Raw genomic sequence first — 17,170 nt, forward strand, 5'->3', positions numbered from 1 at the left:
TTAAATGGCACGTGAAAACTGATTGTTAAAACGCAGTGAAGGAAGCGTGGCGGGGTTATGACCCTGCGAGTGGGGATAACCCGCCACCGCTTTAAAAAGGTAAGCTTGAGTCCTGGCGAAAAGGCCAGACAGGGAGGCAAATAGATGCAAATATTTCAGACAATTCCTGAGATCCGCAAATTTGTTCAAACTCAGCGGGAATGCGGAAAAAAGATTGGGTTAGTGCCAACAATGGGTTATCTGCATGAGGGTCATCTGAGTCTGGTCCGCCGTGCTGCTGAGGATGGCCACACGGTGGTGGTTAGTATTTTTGTTAATCCCTTACAATTTGGCGTCGGTGAAGATTATGAAGAATATCCCCGTGACTTGACGAGAGATGTTGAACTCCTGGAGCAAACAGGCCTGGAAGTCGTCTTGTTTGCCCCCGCAGTCAAAGAAATGTATCCCCAGGGTTATGCCACCTTTGTGGAGGTGGAAAGGCTCACCAGCGGCCTGTGCGGTCGTTCGCGTCCAGGGCATTTCCGCGGCGTAACGACGGTAGTGACGAAATTGTTTAACATTGTCCAACCCGACAAAGCTTATTTTGGGCAGAAGGATGCCCAGCAGGCGATCGTCATTAAACGTATGGTTGCTGACCTTAACCAACCGCTGGAAATAGTCGTTGCTCCGATTGTACGGGAAGCTGATGGATTGGCGATGAGCTCGCGAAACGTTTATTTAAACCCGGAAGAAAGGCGGCAGGCGGTAGTTCTCTTCCAGTCTTTGCAGCTGGCCCGCGAAATGATTGAACAGGGTTGTCGGGATGTGGCGGAAATAAAAGAAGCAATTATACGCAAGCTTCAATCGGCCCCATTAGCGTCGATTGATTACGTGGAAATTGTCGATGGGGTAAACCTGGAGGAAATCACTACCCTGGCCGGTCCTGTTCTGATTGCACTGGCAGTTCGCTTTGGTAAGACGCGTTTGATAGATAATATCATGCTGGAGGTGTCATAGGTGTTTCGGATGATGCTCAAATCAAAAATTCACCGGGCCGTTGTCACAGAGGCAGATTTAAACTACATGGGCAGTATCACAATTGATGAGGCTCTGATGGAAGCAGCAGACATCTTACCTAACGAGAAGGTGCAAATTGTTAATAACAATAATGGAGCACGGTTTGAAACCTATGTAATTACCGGTCAACGCGGTTCAGGCACAATTTGTTTAAATGGAGCGGCGGCACGTTTGGTTCAGCCGGGGGACATTATCATTATTATTTCGTACATGATGGTTGAGGACCGGCAGGCCAGAGATTATCATCCGACAGTCGTCTTCGTCGACGGGCAGAACCGCATCACTCAGATAGCTGACCGAGAAGAACAGTAAGGAAAAAATGATTAACCTTCCTTGGTCAGGGAGGAAATTACTGATTTACCCAGAAAAGATCAAATCAGATGATCTATCGTAATTTTGCCAAGAGGGCTCCCGCCTCTTAGCGCAGCATAGGCGGGAGAGGCTTCACCGACTACTTGTGAAGGAGTAGCAAAAGGTATGGGCGTTGAAACTAACATTGCCTTAGTTGAGGCAATTAAAGAGTGGAAACTGAAAAGAAAGGCAGTCATTCTTGCTCATTTTTATCAGCGACCCGAGGTCCAAGATATAGCAGATTTTATTGGTGATTCTCTGCAGTTATCCCAACAGGCGGCCAGAACAGACGCCGAGGTGATTGTTTTCTGTGGCGTACATTTCATGGCGGAGAGCGCCGCCATACTTTCACCCGACAAAGTAGTTCTATTACCCGAAGAACAGGCGGGTTGTCCGATGGCCGACATGATTGAGCCAGAGAAGCTAAAAAGACGCAGAGCTGAGTTAGGGGATCGGGTGACAGTGGTTTGCTACGTCAACTCGTCTGCGGCGGTTAAGGCTGAAAGCGATATCTGTTGTACCTCGTCGAACGCGGTGAAGGTAGTGGAGTCTCTCCCGCCCGAGGAGCGGATCCAGTTTGTCCCTGATCAAAACTTGGGAGAGTATGTAGCCTGGCGAACCGGCCGTTCATTGTTGCAGTGGGAAGGTTACTGCCCAACGCATCACTGGGTAACCGTTGATGATGTGTTGGCAGCGAAAAATGAGCACCCGGCGGCGATGGTACTCGTTCATCCTGAATGTCGTCCAGAAGTAGTAGCCCTGGCGGATGGCGTGGCCAGTACGTCGGGGATAATTGAGCTGGCGAAAAAGCTCCCTGCTCACGAGTTTATCATTGGTACTGAAGAAGGACTGTTACATCAACTGTGGAAACAGTGCCCAGATAAAAAATTCTATCTGGCTTCACCGAGACTAATCTGTCCCAACATGAAAGCGACAAACCTGGAGAAGGTCCTGGCTGCCCTGATTAGTTTAGAGCCGCGGATTACTGTACCGAAAGAAATTCGGGAACGAGCCGTTCATTCACTGAAGCGGATGTTGGCCATTACCTGATCGGCCAGGATGAAAAATGGCTTGACATTGGAGGATGTTTATGCGGCCAACACGATATTTAATTCAATTTGACCCTAGGCGTATTCATTTCGAACAGACAGACTTCTTGGTGATCGGCAGCGGGATTGCCGGTCTGTTCACGGCCTTGAAGGCCCAAAATTATGGCCAGGTAACTTGCCTGACCAAAAAGGGCATTACCGATACCAACACGGAGAGGGCGCAAGGAGGTATCGCCGTCGCGATCGATGAAAGCGATTCTCCCATTCTGCATCTGGAGGACACCTTGAAGGCCGGGGCCGGATTGTGCGACCAGGCAGCGGTAGAGGTGCTGGTAACAGAAGGACCAGCGCGGGTACATGATTTAATTCGTTTGGGCGCCCAATTTGATCACCATGGCGACACGATCGTTTTAACCAGAGAAGCGGCCCACAGCCGACCCAGAGTTGTGCACGCGCGCGATTTCACCGGCGATGAGATTCAACGGACCTTAGTCCGCAACTGCCGGGAGGCGGCCGATATTGTTATCAAAGAGAACCATTTTGTGCTTGATTTGTTGACCAACCGGGCTGGCCGGTGTCTGGGTGCGCTGGCTTATGATACCGAAAAACGCGAACTTGTTGCCTACATAGGACCAATCACGGTTGTGGCTACCGGAGGACTCGGACAATTATACCGGAACACCACCAATCCGGCTATTGCCACTGGAGATGGTTTAGCGGCTGGGTACCGGGCTGGTGCTGAACTTATGGATATGGAATTTATGCAGTTCCATCCTACTGCTCTGGCGGTACCACATGCTCCTCGATTTCTGATCAGTGAGGCGGTCAGGGGAGAGGGCGGCATTTTGCGAAATTCCCAGGGGAAACGGTTTATGCCGGATTATCATCCCGCGGCGGAACTCGCGCCGCGCGATGTAGTGGCCCGGGCGATCTGGCGTGAGCTCGCGGACACGGGGCAGGAATGTGTGTTCATGGACGTAACCCATCTCGAGCGGGAGTGGCTAAAAAAGCGTTTCCCCACGATTTTCAACACGTGTGCCTTTTATGGTCTGGACATGGGAACGGATCTGATTCCGGTCGCCCCGGCCGCTCACTATATGATGGGTGGAATTCGGACCAATCTAGATGGAGCGACCAATTTACCAGGATTGTATGCCTGTGGTGAAGCGGCCTGTAATGGTGTCCACGGAGCGAACAGATTAGCCAGCAATTCGCTTTTAGACGGGCTAGTATTTGGGCACCGGATAGTCGAAGCGGTTAAAAATGAAATTGGTAAAACTGTCCCGTGGTCAAGGGAAGATTTAATTGATGCCGCTGAGAGTGGTTACCCGGTCCGGAACGAGCCTTCTTTTGATCCGAAAGAACTGACGAACCAGATTAAAGACCTTGCCTGGGAGTACGCTGGTTTGATCCGCTCGGCGCAAGGGCTGGCCATTGCCAGGCAGAAGTTGGCCGCGCTGGCGTCGGAAATAACGGGTCTGGTTCTAGAACCAGATTGTTTGGAAGCGGTCAATTTGCTTTTGTCAGCCAGGCTGATGGTCGAGGCGGCGGCCCGACGCACCGAAAGTAGAGGTGCCCATTTCCGCCATGATTACCCTGAACGTGATGACGTTAACTGGTTGAAACATATTATTCTTCACAACTGCTTGTGTAGTGCTTGCTAAAATCATTAATGAGTGGTAAGATAATGTTAACAAGATAGGGGCGAATGGGTTAACGATCGCCCTATTTTCACGTAAATTGTGTTAACTTTAACAAAGAAAATAGTTAACAAAAATTGATTAAAGGGGGCAAGAAAACAGGCATATTAACCGCAGAAAGTAATAAAGTAATATAACATGATCAGACTAATTATTTCTCGTAAAGTTTTTAAAGATGAGAGGAGGATTACGCCTGTGAAATTATCGACCCGAGAAATGGTTCGAGTCGCATTATTTACTGGTCTGACCTGTATTGTGGCTCTGATTCTCAAGTGGGGAGGAGAGATCCTTGTCCCGTTTAGCTTTTTGCCCATGATGGCTATGCTGGCCGGTGCCTTGCTTGGTAGTCGATTGGGCGCGATGAGCATGGTGGTTTACGTCGTGATGGGGCTGGTAGGGATACCGGTTTTTGCTAAGCCGCCCTATGGTGGACTTGCTTACGTGCTGCAGCCTACTTTTGGCTTTATACTAGGTTTTATTGCGGCGGCTGTTGTGGTTGGGAAGATTTTGCAGGGGAATACGCGGTTTAGCGTTGTTCGTTATGCTGTGGCGATGGTTGCCGGTATTACAATCATTTATTTATTTGGCTTGCCGTATATGTACGCTATTCTAAATTTCTACCTGGGCAAATCAATATCAATGATGCGGGTGATTCAAGTTGGCTTCCTACCGTTTATCGGACTTGATCTGGTCAAAGGGGTTATTGCCGCCGGGATCGCGAAAGTGGTCAAGGAACGGGTAGCCTTCTTGGCAGAACGGGCCGCTTAAGGCGGCTCATTTTTTTCATTTCGTCTGGGCGTTTTTGATCCGGCGAGACCAAAAGGCGTAAAGAATTATACCAACTAAAGCGACGAGTCCGACGCCGATTAAGATATTGACGATGTTCATGGTTTTTGTGTCCATGATCAAACCAAACATTTATTTTCATCTCCTGGCTTAAGATTTGTAATGACTGACCAAAGGTCTCTACCCTTATAGCGCGTAATGAAATGACTTTCTTTACAATTATTATTCGCTGGTTGAGGGATACTATACATCTGATTTGTAAGTTTACAAAACCCCGTGGCAATGGTTAAAATAAAAGGGGGTGGCGGTAATGTATGGGCATCTGACCGATGTACCAGGAGTAGAGGTCGGACAGGCGACAGACCCGATAGGACTGACGGGCTGCACAGTGATCTTGACCAAAAATGGTGCCGTGGCTGGAGTTGATGTCCGGGGAGCGGCGCCGGGCACACGGGAAACAGACTTGCTGCGACCGATGCACTTGATCGAAAAAACACATGCTATCGTGCTCACCGGTGGGAGTGCCTTTGGTTTGGACGCCGCGAGCGGTGTCATGCAGTTTCTGGAAGAGCAGGGTGTTGGGCACGATGTGGGTGTTACTCGCGTACCGATTGTCCCGGCAGCGGTGTTGTTTGACCTCGGAGTGGGTGATCACCGGGCAAGGCCTGACCGAATGATGGGCTATCAGGCTTGCCTGAGCGCAGGGCAGGGGCCGATTGTGGAAGGTAACGTTGGCGCCGGTACGGGGGCGACCATAGGCAAGCTGCTGGGATATGCACATTGTACGAAAAGTGGAGTAGGCACATTTTCTCTTAGTCTGGATAATGGTTTAATCGTGGGAGCTCTAGTTGCCGTCAATGCGTTTGGTGATGTGGTTGACCCGCAGACCGGCCAAGTTGTGGCCGGCTTGCGCAGTCCCGAGGACGGCCGGTTCATTAGCACCGTTGAATGGCTGAAAACTCGTGGCTTCGGGCAGGCAATCAGCCCAGGGACCAATACCACGATCGGCGTAGTCGCTACCAATGCCAGTCTAAATAAAGAGCAAGTAAACAAAGTGGCGCAGCTGGCCCACAACGGGCTGGTGAAAACGATTGCGCCTGTCCACACTATGTTTGACGGAGACACTATTTTTGCCCTGGCCACCGGCCAGGTTCCAGGTGATGTCAATGTGGTCGGCGTATTAGCGGTTGAGGTCGTGGCTCAGGCGGTGCTCAGGGCAGTGAAAGCGGCCACCACGGTGAATGGAATTAAGGCTTGGTCAGACGTCAGCAAAATATAGAGGGGTGGAAAAATGATTCTGGTGTTCGACGTCGGAAACAGTAACATTGTGATGGGTGTGTACGACGAGGACAAACTGTTAACGCACTGGCGAATCTCGACTGACCGGCAGAAAACAGCTGATGAATACGCGATGCTGATTAAAAACCTGTTCGACTACCACGGGCTGCAGATGAAAGAGATTAAAGCCCTGGTTATTTCCTCTGTAGTCCCCCCTTTGATGGCGCCATTAGTTGATATGTCCCAACGATACTTTGGGGTAGAGCCTCTGGTGGTTGGCCCAGGCATCAAAACAGGTATTTCTTTACGCTACGAAAATCCCCGGGAGATTGGAGCGGACCGTGTAGTTAACGCGATTGCCGCCTACGAGAAATATGGTGGGCCGGTGATCGTAGTTGATTTTGGGACGGCGACCACTTTTTGTGCGATTGCCAGGAATGGCGACTACCTGGGCGGTGCAATTGCCCCGGGGATTGGTATTTCCACGGAAGCCTTGTTCCAGCGGGCGGCCAAGCTGCCGAGAATTGAGCTGATTAAGCCCAAGTCCGTGATAGGGCGAAACACGGTGGCCTCGATGCAGGCAGGGATTATTTATGGCTTCATCGGTCAAGTTGATGGCATCGTGGAAAGAATGAAAGCCGAGTTAGGTGGTGATGCTTTTGTGGTAGCTACCGGCGGACTAGCCGAATTAATTGCTCAGGATTCACACACCATTGATAAGGTTGATCCCTTGCTAACCCTGGAGGGTCTGCGGTTAATATACGAGCGCAATAACCCCTGACGGAGAGGTCAGGGGTTATTATAATCACGGTAAAAAAGCAACAAAATAGACAATGGTGGATGACAGAAGGAGCGAAATGAACCAGTGCAAATCGGTAGCGTGATGATCGCCAACCGCGTGTTTGCGGCACCAATGGCCGGTGTCACAGACAAAGCTTTCAGGATACTGGCCAGGGAGGCCGGGTGCGGCCTGGTCTACACGGAGATGGTCAGTGATCAAGCGCTCTTACACCACAACCAGCGGACGTTGGATATTCTGGACATCTCGGGTGAAGCTCAGCCAATCGCGGTCCAAATTTTTGGCTCAGACCCGGACAAAATGGCGGCAGCCGCCAGGTTAGTGGTTAAAGCCGGGGCGAGTATTGTGGACATCAACATGGGTTGCCCAACACCGAAAATTGTCCGCAACGGAGAGGGAGCGGCTTTAATGCGTGACCTTCCTCGGGCCACGGAGATTATTTCCCGGGTGGTCCAGGTAGTGCCAGTGCCAGTAACGGTTAAAATGCGTAAAGGCTGGGATGATACTGAGGTTAATGCGGTTGAATTAGCTATCCGGGCTGAAAAAGCCGGGGCGGCGGCGGTGGCTGTTCATGGTCGGACTCGAGCCCAGTTGTACAGCGGAAAAGCGGACTGGGGGATTATTCGCGAGGTCAAACAGGCGGTTAAGGTGCCAGTTATTGGTAACGGTGATATTTGGCGGCCGGAAGACGCCTTACGAATGATGGCGGAAACCAACTGTGACGCGGTTATGATTGGCCGGGGTGCTCTGGGCAACCCCTGGCTGTTTAGCCGAACTATTGCTTTGGTCGAACAGGGTTTATTGCTCCCCGAGCCATCTCCCGCTGAAAAGATTAAGATGGCAATTCGCCATTTGAACTTGACCATCAACCTCAAGGGGGAGCATGTTGGGGTGCGGGAAATGCGCAAACATCTGGCCTGGTATCTTAAGGGTTTACGTGGAGCGGCTAGAATACGTGAAGTAATCAACCATTTAGAAAACCCCCAGGCAGTGGTAGAAGTCCTTGATGAGTTTGCTGCCCAGTTAAATTGACTTAAAAGGCAGCTTTGATAACATTGTTATTACAGTAACTTGCTAATTGTAACATATTTTGCTAAGATAAATATGTACACATAATTGTGTACATATTTTTTCATAATTTGCGTTAAATTTTAGATGACAAGTTTATATTTTATATATCAAGGTGAGAAAAAGATGGAATTTATTCGGATCGGGGAAAAGATTATCAGTCGGGAAAAGATTATTCGGGTAATCGACCGTTTGTTGGAATTACGGAAACAAGGTTTATCTCAACAGGAAGTGGCCAACCGTCTTAATCTGGAGAGAACATTTATCTCTCGGTTGGAAGGGATCGGTGAGGTCCGCAAAGGTGAACGAATCGCGGTGGTAGGTTTTCCGATTAAGAATAAGGAAGAAATCGTAAATTTGCTGCGAGAGCTAGGGGTGGACTATTTTTTAATTATGACCGAGACTGAGCGGTGGCAGTTTGTTAAAGAAAAAACAGGGGTGCAACTGCTGAATGAGATAATGGATATAATTGCTACCATTCGTACTTATGATACGGTGGTACTGATTGGTTCCAACATGCGAATTAAGCTGGGCCAGGCTTTGCTGGATAAAGAGGTGATTGGCTTGGAAATTGGTGAGTCACCGATTGAAGAGGACAGGTATGTTGAACCTTCTGTTATTCGGAAGATTATTGAATCCTGCCAGGCATAAGGCTTTGCCAAATATGCTGATTAAATGTCCATCAGAATTATGCATGGCAAAATTTCAAACAACCTTAGGAGGGAAACCAGTTGAAACGGGTTGTTAGTGTCAGTCTAGGTTCGTCAAAACGAAATCACGCGGTGGAAACAGAGTTTTTAGGCGAGAAGTTCAGGATTGAACGGATCGGGACAGATGGAGACATGGACAAGGCCATCGCTTTGATCAGGGAGCTTGATGGCAAGGTAGATGCTTTTGGTATGGGGGGCATCGATCTCTATATTTATTCAGGTGAGAAGCGGTATGTGTTGCGGGATGCCCGAAGGATTGCCCAGGCTGCTAGGTTAACGCCGATTGTTGATGGGAGTGGCCTGAAGAATACCCTGGAACAAAAGGTGATCGAATATCTGGTGGCAAATGAGATCATTCCCTTAAAAGATCGCAAAGTGTTAATGGTCTGTGGCGTGGATCGACCGGGGATGGCCAGAGCGTTAGTGGCGGCTGGGAGTCGGGTTACTTTTGGCGACCTGATCTTTGGGTTGGGTATACCAGTTCCGATTACCAGTCTACGCAGCCTGGAGCGTGTTGCCCGTGTTCTCGCACCGCTGGTCAGTCAGATTCCTTTCAAGTATTTGTATCCGACTGGGCAAAAGCAGGAAGAAATTGTTCCGAAGCATTCTAAATATTATCATGAGGCAGAAATAATAGCTGGCGATTTTCACTTTGTTCGTCGTTACATGCCTGCTAATATGCAGGGGAAAATTGTGATTACCAATACGGTGACTAGTGAAGACATTGAAATGCTGCGCCAGCGAGGGGTAAGTAAACTCATTACCACTACCCCTGATCTGGATGGACGTTCTTTTGGGACAAATGTGATGGAGGGCGTCCTGGTTTCACTCGCTGGAAAAGCTGTAGACCAAATTACACCAAGTGATTATGGAGCGCTACTGGATCAGATCGGAATCAAGCCTCGCATTGTTCAACTCTCCTAGCACCAAGACTTCTGGAGGAGGGGCTACAGTGCCCGATTTTGCTGTTGTTCGTCCAGTTAAACTCACCGGACAGACTAGCCTGGGCCGCCTGATCTCAGGTCGCATTATGGATTTAGCGGTACTTATAGGGAAAAGTCGCCGTCAGGGAATACGAACTTATCAGTTAGAATCTGGAGAAATAGTTAAAGAGCATATACTGGCGTGCCCCTTTCCACGGAGAGAAGTCCTGGTTCAGTACGAAAATAAGGTGATCAATCACCTGGTCGCGGCCGGCCACCTGGCCGAACGCTTCGCCGCGAAAGTAATCGGTTATGATCCAATGATTCTTTGGGCTTGCGATCTCGCAGGGAAAGTTGCACCTGGGCTCCAAATCCCAATTATCAGTGGAGAACTGATGCGTTTAGTAGCCCTTAAGGAAACCTTACAGCGATTACTTAACACCCAGGAACGTTTATTAAATCATGCGAGGGTCATGGTTATTTCTTTGCGTCAGCGACTGACGAGATTAGCCGCTGAGTTACTTGCCCCGGAATGCCGAGAGTTAATTATCGTTGAACAACCCGACCGAAGTGTTGATTCATGGCTGGCGAGAGTTCTTTATACCTGTGGGGTGGTTTGTCAGGTGACACCAAGGGTAGAAAGGGTGCTAACCCCGGTGGACGTAGTGATTCTGGGTGATTTGTCTGTTTATCCAGGTGAAATCAAATTGGACAACGGCCGACCTGATACCATTGTCATAGATCTCTTTCCGTGGACAAATCGGCCAAGATTGGGCCAATCAATAAATAATCTACCAATTCTAGCCGAGCCAGTTTTTTGTTTGCGACAGGCCAATGGAGAGACGGAAGCAGCGCAAATGGCACTCTTAGATCCCCTGGAAGCTGAGCTGTTGCTGGCTACACTGGAAAGAAATGAATCTGTCAGTATTGTAAGTCGGGAGATTCGACCGGCGCAAGTCGTGATGATTCAACGGTTGATGCGTAAGTATGGATTTAAACTGATGGACAACATCGCCTGGGAAAAGAAGGAAGTCCTTGACAAAGGGCGACCAGGTAATTATAATAGCGATTAAAGAAATTGTTCGAGAAAAAAGCAAGCACTGCTAACCAGTTAAAAAGGTTTAGTGGTGCTTGTTGTGGTGATTACCAAAAATTTTTCAGCCAATATCGCCAATATTCGACAAAAGAGTGACTCGCTTGGGAGGGAATATCCAAGCGTTTCATATCTTTTGTTATTTTGTAATGGTTTGAATATCTGCAAAATGAAGTTCATATATTGATTTAGACCAATAATACAAGGGAGAGAGATTAATGGCGGAAAAAGAAGTCATCTTGACTGTTGATGGGCTCAAGAAGCTCGAGCAAGAATTAGAGCACTTGAAGACTGTCAAGCGTCGGGAGGTAGCCGAGCGAATCAAGCAGGCCATCGAATTCGGGGATATCAGTGAAAACTCGGAATATGAAGACGCCAAGAATGAACAAGCCTTTATTGAAGGTCGCATCTTGACACTGGAAAAAATGCTGCGCAATGCTCGGGTGATTGACGACTCCGACATCCCCACAGACGTAGTGTCGGTTGGTTCGACGGTAACGCTTAAAGACATGGAGTATGGTGATGAATTTCAATACACGATCGTTGGCTCTGCTGAGGCTGATCCGACAGCGAACAAGATTTCTAACGAATCTCCTGTCGGGAAGGCGATTTTAGGTCAGCCATGCGGTTCAATTGTTGAAGTGAATGTACCAGCTGGTAAATTGAGATACCAGATCATGAGTATTAATTAGCGGATGTCTTCGAGCCAAAGCAATAGTTGGGGGGATAGTTGGTGACCGCCGAAACAGAGGTAAACGAACTGAGGCAAATTAGGTTAGACAAGCTCAAGGAACTACGGGACAAAGGTATTGAGCCTTTTGGTGGTCGTTTTGAACGGACACACTGCGCCCAAGAAATAATTGATAACTTTGCCGAACTGGAGGACAAGCCGGTGGTTATTGCTGGACGGATCATGGCCAAACGAACCCACGGCAAAGCCAGTTTCGCGAATATTCAAGACCTCTCGGGGCGAATCCAGATTTACGTTCGCGTTGATGAAGTCGGTAATGAGGCTTATGAACTGTTTTTGTCGGGAGACATCGGCGACATCATTGGGGTAGCAGGAACAGTCTTCCGGACCAAGAAAGGAGAGATTTCGGTCTATGCCAAATCTCTGACCTGGTTGTCCAAGTCACTACGTCCTTTACCTGAAAAATGGCATGGCTTAAAAGATGTTGAACTCCGCTACCGGCAACGATATGTTGATTTGATCGTTAACCCGGAAGTCAGGCAGGTGTTTATCCAACGGAGCCAGATCATCAGGGCGATCCGGCGGTATCTAGACCAACTAGGTTTCCTGGAAGTGGAAACCCCGATGATGCAGCCAATTGCCGGGGGGGCAACGGCCCGACCTTTTATTACTTACCACAATGCTCTGGATATGCAGTTATACTTGCGTATTGCGCCTGAACTTTATTTGAAACGCTTGCTTGTTGGCGGGCTGGAAAAAGTCTATGAAATAAATCGAAATTTCCGCAATGAGGGAATTTCGACGAAGCACAACCCAGAATTTACGATGCTGGAGTTGTATCAGGCTTATGCTGACTACAACGATATGATGGTGCTGACTGAAAACTTGATTTCCCATGTTGCCCTGGAAGTACTGGGCACAATGACCATCGAGTATCAGGATCAACAGATCGATTTAAGTCCGCCTTGGGAACGCATTTCCATGCTTGATGCCATCCTGCGCTATACGGGGGTAGATTTCACCAGGATCCGTAATGATGAAGAAGCCCGAGCGGTAGCAGCTAAGCTTGATTTGCCGGTCGAGAACACTGCTTCCAAGGGCACGGTAATGAATGAAGTTTTCGAGAAATTGGTTGAACCGTATTTAATTCAGCCGACCTTTATCGTAGGACATCCGGTGGAGGTTTCACCTCTGGCCAAACGCAACCGGGACAACCCTAGCTATACGGACCGGTTTGAGGTGTTTATTTCGGCCAGAGAAATTGCTAACGCCTTTTCTGAGCTGAATGACCCAATCGACCAAAAAGAGCGTTTTTTACGGCAAGTCGAGCAGCGAAAAGCAGGGAGCCAGGAAGCGCACATGATGGACGAAGACTATATTCAAGCCTTAGAGTATGGCATGCCACCGGCGGGTGGACTGGGGATCGGCATTGATCGTCTGGTGATGTTGTTGACGAATTCGGCCTCGATCCGGGATGTGATTCTTTTTCCCACCATGCGGCCAAGGGAAGACTAGGTAAACAATTTAAAAAAGATAAAAGAAATTTGCGAAGTGGGCCAAGCGGCGCACTTTTTCTATCGTATTAGATTCAAACCAGGAATTTATGCTAAATCACAACCAATATAGTTGGCGAAGTCGATGTTGTTTGTGAAACAGTGAAGATTAGTGAAAGAAGGAGAAAAAAGAGGACAACAATGATAATTATTCGGATAGAAATCAATTAGGTAGAGTTTTGCTGATTTGAGTCCGGTCAACCAGTCGTGATATATTGGTAAAGGTTCTGCGAGAGAGCGATACCCAGAAATGTAATCAGACACAACACGCTGACAATAATTGGCTCATAAAATTGTTATTGACAGCACGTTCTGGGTGTGGTAATATAAAATTCCGAGGCAGTGGCAGGTCTCGCTGGTCTTTGAAAACTAAACAGTTGTGCGAAAGCCCGATGGAAGAAAGGACATCGAAAGATGTTCAGGAAGAATGAACCCTGTGATACTTTGAGGTACACAGAAGGCAGAAGGAAACAAGAGCCAAGAGCTCGAAGATAAAGGAATTATCGGAGAGTTTGATCCTGGCTCAGGACGAACGCTGGCGGCGTGCCTAACACATGCAAGTCGAACGGTCTGGCATTTAACCTACTGAATAGCTTGCTATAAAGTAGTTAAGTGGCGGATAGTGGCGGACGGGTGAGTAACGCGTGGGTAACCTGCCCATAAGCTGGGGATAACACTGGGAAACTAGTGCTAATACCGAATGTGCTCATTGAGCGGCATCGCTTAATGAGGAAAGGTGGCCTCTGGGAACAAGCTACCGCTTATGGATGGGCCCGCGTCTGATTAGCTAGTTGGTAGGGTAACGGCCTACCAAGGCGACGATCAGTAGCCGGCCTGAGAGGGTGACCGGCCACACTGGGACTGAGACACGGCCCAGACTCCTACGGGAGGCAGCAGTGGGGAATATTGCGCAATGGGGGGAACCCTGACGCAGCAACGCCGCGTGAGTGAAGAAGGCCTTCGGGTCGTAAAGCTCTGTCATTTGGGACGAAAGGTATCCTTATGAAGAATGGGGATAGCTGACGGTACCAGAGGAGGAAGCCCCGGCTAACTACGTGCCAGCAGCCGCGGTAATACGTAGGGGGCGAGCGTTGTCCGGAATTACTGGGCGTAAAGGGCGTGTAGGCGGGTAATTAAGTCAGGTGTGAAAGACCAGGGCTTAACCGTGGGAGTGCATCTGAAACTGATTACCTTGAGGGCAGGAGAGGAAAGTGGAATTCCTAGTGTAGCGGTGAAATGCGTAGATATTAGGAGGAACACCAGTGGCGAAGGCGGCTTTCTGGCCTGTACCTGACGCTGAGACGCGAAAGCGTGGGGAGCAAACAGGATTAGATACCCTGGTAGTCCACGCCGTAAACGATGGGTACTAGGTGTAGGAGGTATCGACCCCTTCTGTGCCGGAGTAAACACAATAAGTACCCCGCCTGGGGAGTACGGCCGCAAGGTTGAAACTCAAAGGAATTGACGGGGGCCCGCACAAGCGGTGGAGCATGTGGTTTAATTCGACGCAACGCGAAGAACCTTACCAGGGCTTGACATCTGCTGAATCCTGACGAAAGTTGGGAGTGCCCCGTATGGGGAGCAGCAAGACAGGTGGTGCATGGTTGTCGTCAGCTCGTGTCGTGAGATGTTGGGTTAAGTCCCGCAACGAGCGCAACCCTCACGTTTAGTTGCTAACGTAAAGGCGAGCACTCTAGACGAACTGCTGGTGACAAACCGGAGGAAGGTGGGGATGACGTCAAATCATCATGCCCTTTATGTCCTGGGCTACACACGTGCTACAATGGCCTGTACAGAGGGCAGCGAAGCCGTGAGGTGGAGCGAATCCCAAAAAGCAGGTCTCAGTTCGGATTGCAGTCTGCAACTCGACTGCATGAAGTCGGAATCGCTAGTAATCGCGGATCAGCATGCCGCGGTGAATACGTTCCCGGGCCTTGTACACACCGCCCGTCACACCACGAAAGCTGGCAACACCCGAAGCCGGTGAGCTAACCGCAAGGAGGCAGCCGTCGAAGGTGGGGCTAGTGATTGGGGTGAAGTCGTAACAAGGTAGCCGTATCGGAAGGTGCGGCTGGATCACCTCCTTTCTAAGGAGCAAATCTGGGGGGAAAGTTTCCCAGATAATCCTAGGTCGGTCGTCGGGGAAAACGCACAACTGTCTAGTTTTGAGAGACCAATTAAGGTCTCTGTTCTTTGAAAACTGCACAGAGGAAAAAGAAGTTCTGTCAAGAGCCGAGGGATAAAAGCCGTAAGAGGCGAAAGGTCAAGCTAGTAAGGGCACACGGTGGATGCCTAGGCGCTAAGAGACGAGGAAGGGCGTGGCAAGCTGCGAAAAGCCTCGGGGAGCCGCAAGCAGGCGTCGATCCGGGGATACCCGAATGGGGCAACCCAACTGGAGTAATATCCAGTTACCCTATGCTGAATCCATAGGCATAGAGGGGGCAACCGAGGGAACTGAAACATCTTAGTACCTCGAGGAAAAGAAAGAAAACTCGATTCCCCAAGTAGCGGCGAGCGAAACGGGAAGAGCCTAAACCCGGCACTTAACTCAGCATTTGAGTTGGGAGAGAAAGAAGAGAAAGAAAGAAGAGAAAGAAAAGGAAGCCAACCGAAAGTTGAGTTAAGTGCCGGGGGTTGCGGGACTCTCATAATGGAGTAAGAAACCTTTGTTCTAGTCGAAGCGGTCTGGAAAGGCCCGTCATAGAAGGTAACAACCCTGTAGGCGAAAGGGCAAAGGCTCCAGAGAGGATCCCAAGTACCACGGGACACGAGGAACCCCGTGGGAATCCGGGGGGACCACCCCCCAAGGCTAAATACTCCTTAGCGACCGATAGCGAACCAGTACCGTGAGGGAAAGGTGAAAAGCACCCCGGGAGGGGAGTGAAAGAGAACCTGAAACCGTGTGCTTACAAGCAGTCGGAGCCCGAAAGGGTGACGGCGTACTTTTTGTAGAACGGACCGGCGAGTTACAGTAGCAAGCGAGGTTAAGTGGGAGACACGGAGCCGAAGCGAAAGCGAGTCTGAAAGAGGGCGAAGAGTTTGCTGCTGTAGACCCGAAACCGGGTGATCTACCCATGGCCAGAGTGAAGTTGTGGTAAAGCACAATGGAGGCTCGAACTGACCGACGTTGAAAAGTCGGCGGATGAGCTGTGGGTAGGGGTGAAATGCCAATCGAACCCGGAGATAGCTGGTTCTCCCCGAAATAGCTTTAGGGCTAGCCTCAAGGGATGATTTACGGAGGTAGAGCACTGACTAGGCTAGGGGCCTGAGCAGGTTACCGAACCTTCTCAAACTCCGAATGCCGTAAATTGGACCGTGGGAGTCAGACTACGAGTGATAAGATCCGTAGTCGAGAGGGAAACAGCCCAGACCGTCGATTAAGGTCCCGAAGTCTACGCTAAGTGGGAAAGGATGTGGAGTTGCCGAGACAACCAGGATGTTGGCTTAGAAGCAGCCACCATTCAAAGAGTGCGTAATAGCTCACTGGTCGAGTGGCTCTGCGCCGAAAATAAACGGGGCTGAAGCGTAGCACCGAAATCACGGCCCGGCACTTAACTCAGCATTTCAGGTAGAGGAATCAAAAAGTTGAAGGAGAAACTAACTGGAGAGTTGAGTTAAGTGCCGGGGGTAGGGGAGCGTTCTCACCGCGGGGAAGTCATCCTGAAAGGGATGGTGGAGCGGTGAGAAGAGAGAATGCCGGTATGAGTAAGCGAGAAGGCAGGTGAGAATCCTGCCCGCCGAAAGCCTAAGGTTTTCTGGGGAAGGCTCGTCCGCCCAGAGTAAGCCGGGACCTAAGCCGAGGCCGGAAGGCGTAGGTGATGGACAATCGGTTGAGAATCCGATGCCACCCAGGACCGTTAGGAGCGAAGGGGTGACACAGGAGGGTAGGCATAGCGCACCGTTGGTTGAGTGCGTCCAAGCTGGTAGGGGGTAAGATAGGCAAATCCGTCTTACGAAACCCCGAGAAGTGATGGCGAGGGAAGACGAGTACCGAAGTAGCTGAACCCAAACTGTCAAGAAAAGCCTCTAGCCAGGGAATGGGTGCCCGTACCGCAAACCGACACAGGTAGGCGGGGTGAGAATCCTAAGGCGCGCGAGAGAACCCTCGTTAAG

General features: G+C 49.8%; 13 protein-coding genes and 2 rRNA genes. All 15 read left to right on the forward strand.

The annotated features are described in order from the left end of the window. Nucleotides 1-144 precede the first annotated feature (144 nt). Entirely contained in the window at nucleotides 145-996 is an 852-nt protein-coding gene (locus HPY81_05685) for a pantoate--beta-alanine ligase (protein ID NPV26945.1), read from the forward strand. Continuing rightward, a complete protein-coding gene (locus HPY81_05690; GenBank protein NPV26946.1) occupies nucleotides 997-1,368 on the forward strand; it encodes an aspartate 1-decarboxylase in 372 nt (123 codons plus the stop codon). Nucleotides 1,369-1,533: 165 nt separating this feature from the next. Continuing rightward, the gene (gene nadA / locus HPY81_05695) at nucleotides 1,534-2,457 is read left to right on the forward strand and encodes a quinolinate synthase NadA (protein NPV26947.1); all 924 of its coding nucleotides are present in this window, start codon (nucleotides 1,534-1,536) and stop codon (nucleotides 2,455-2,457) included. 34 nt (nucleotides 2,458-2,491) lie between these two features. Further along, the gene (gene nadB / locus HPY81_05700) at nucleotides 2,492-4,120 is read left to right on the forward strand and encodes an L-aspartate oxidase (protein NPV26948.1); all 1,629 of its coding nucleotides are present in this window, start codon (nucleotides 2,492-2,494) and stop codon (nucleotides 4,118-4,120) included. A 252-nt stretch (nucleotides 4,121-4,372) separates the two neighbouring features. Then, nucleotides 4,373-4,924: a biotin transporter BioY gene (locus tag HPY81_05705; GenBank protein ID NPV26949.1), complete on the forward strand. Its 552-nt coding sequence runs from the start codon at nucleotides 4,373-4,375 to the stop codon at nucleotides 4,922-4,924. A 328-nt stretch (nucleotides 4,925-5,252) separates the two neighbouring features. Next, a complete protein-coding gene (locus HPY81_05710; GenBank protein ID NPV26950.1) occupies nucleotides 5,253-6,221 on the forward strand; it encodes a P1 family peptidase in 969 nt (322 codons plus the stop codon). A gap of 12 nt (nucleotides 6,222-6,233) precedes the next feature. Continuing rightward, complete coding sequence (locus HPY81_05715) at nucleotides 6,234-7,001, forward strand: type III pantothenate kinase (protein NPV26951.1); 768 nt, start codon at nucleotides 6,234-6,236, stop codon at nucleotides 6,999-7,001. 84 nt (nucleotides 7,002-7,085) lie between these two features. Further along, entirely contained in the window at nucleotides 7,086-8,051 is a 966-nt protein-coding gene (dusB, locus tag HPY81_05720) for a tRNA dihydrouridine synthase DusB (protein ID NPV26952.1), read from the forward strand. A gap of 162 nt (nucleotides 8,052-8,213) precedes the next feature. Next, nucleotides 8,214-8,738 carry a helix-turn-helix domain-containing protein gene (locus HPY81_05725; GenBank protein NPV26953.1) on the forward strand — a complete coding sequence of 175 codons (525 nt, stop codon included), beginning with the start codon at nucleotides 8,214-8,216 and terminating at the stop codon, nucleotides 8,736-8,738. A gap of 80 nt (nucleotides 8,739-8,818) precedes the next feature. Beyond that, nucleotides 8,819-9,721: a quinate 5-dehydrogenase gene (locus tag HPY81_05730; protein NPV26954.1), complete on the forward strand. Its 903-nt coding sequence runs from the start codon at nucleotides 8,819-8,821 to the stop codon at nucleotides 9,719-9,721. A gap of 28 nt (nucleotides 9,722-9,749) precedes the next feature. After that, nucleotides 9,750-10,793: a hypothetical protein gene (locus HPY81_05735; GenBank protein NPV26955.1), complete on the forward strand. Its 1,044-nt coding sequence runs from the start codon at nucleotides 9,750-9,752 to the stop codon at nucleotides 10,791-10,793. Between the two features lie 238 nt (nucleotides 10,794-11,031). Next, nucleotides 11,032-11,505, forward strand: coding sequence for a transcription elongation factor GreA (greA, locus tag HPY81_05740; GenBank protein ID NPV26956.1), 474 nt, complete (start codon nucleotides 11,032-11,034; stop codon nucleotides 11,503-11,505). A 38-nt stretch (nucleotides 11,506-11,543) separates the two neighbouring features. Then, on the forward strand, nucleotides 11,544-13,019 hold the full coding sequence (gene lysS, locus HPY81_05745; GenBank protein NPV26957.1) for a lysine--tRNA ligase: 1,476 nt from the start codon (nucleotides 11,544-11,546) through the stop codon (nucleotides 13,017-13,019). 538 nt (nucleotides 13,020-13,557) lie between these two features. Continuing rightward, a 16S ribosomal RNA gene (locus HPY81_05750) occupies nucleotides 13,558-15,147 on the forward strand. Nucleotides 15,148-15,317: 170 nt separating this feature from the next. Then, a 23S ribosomal RNA gene (locus HPY81_05755) occupies nucleotides 15,318-17,170 on the forward strand; the annotation flags it as partial.

The sequence above is a fragment of the Bacillota bacterium genome, assembly GCA_013178045.1.
Lineage (GTDB): Bacteria > Bacillota > Ch66 > Ch66 > Ch66 > Ch66.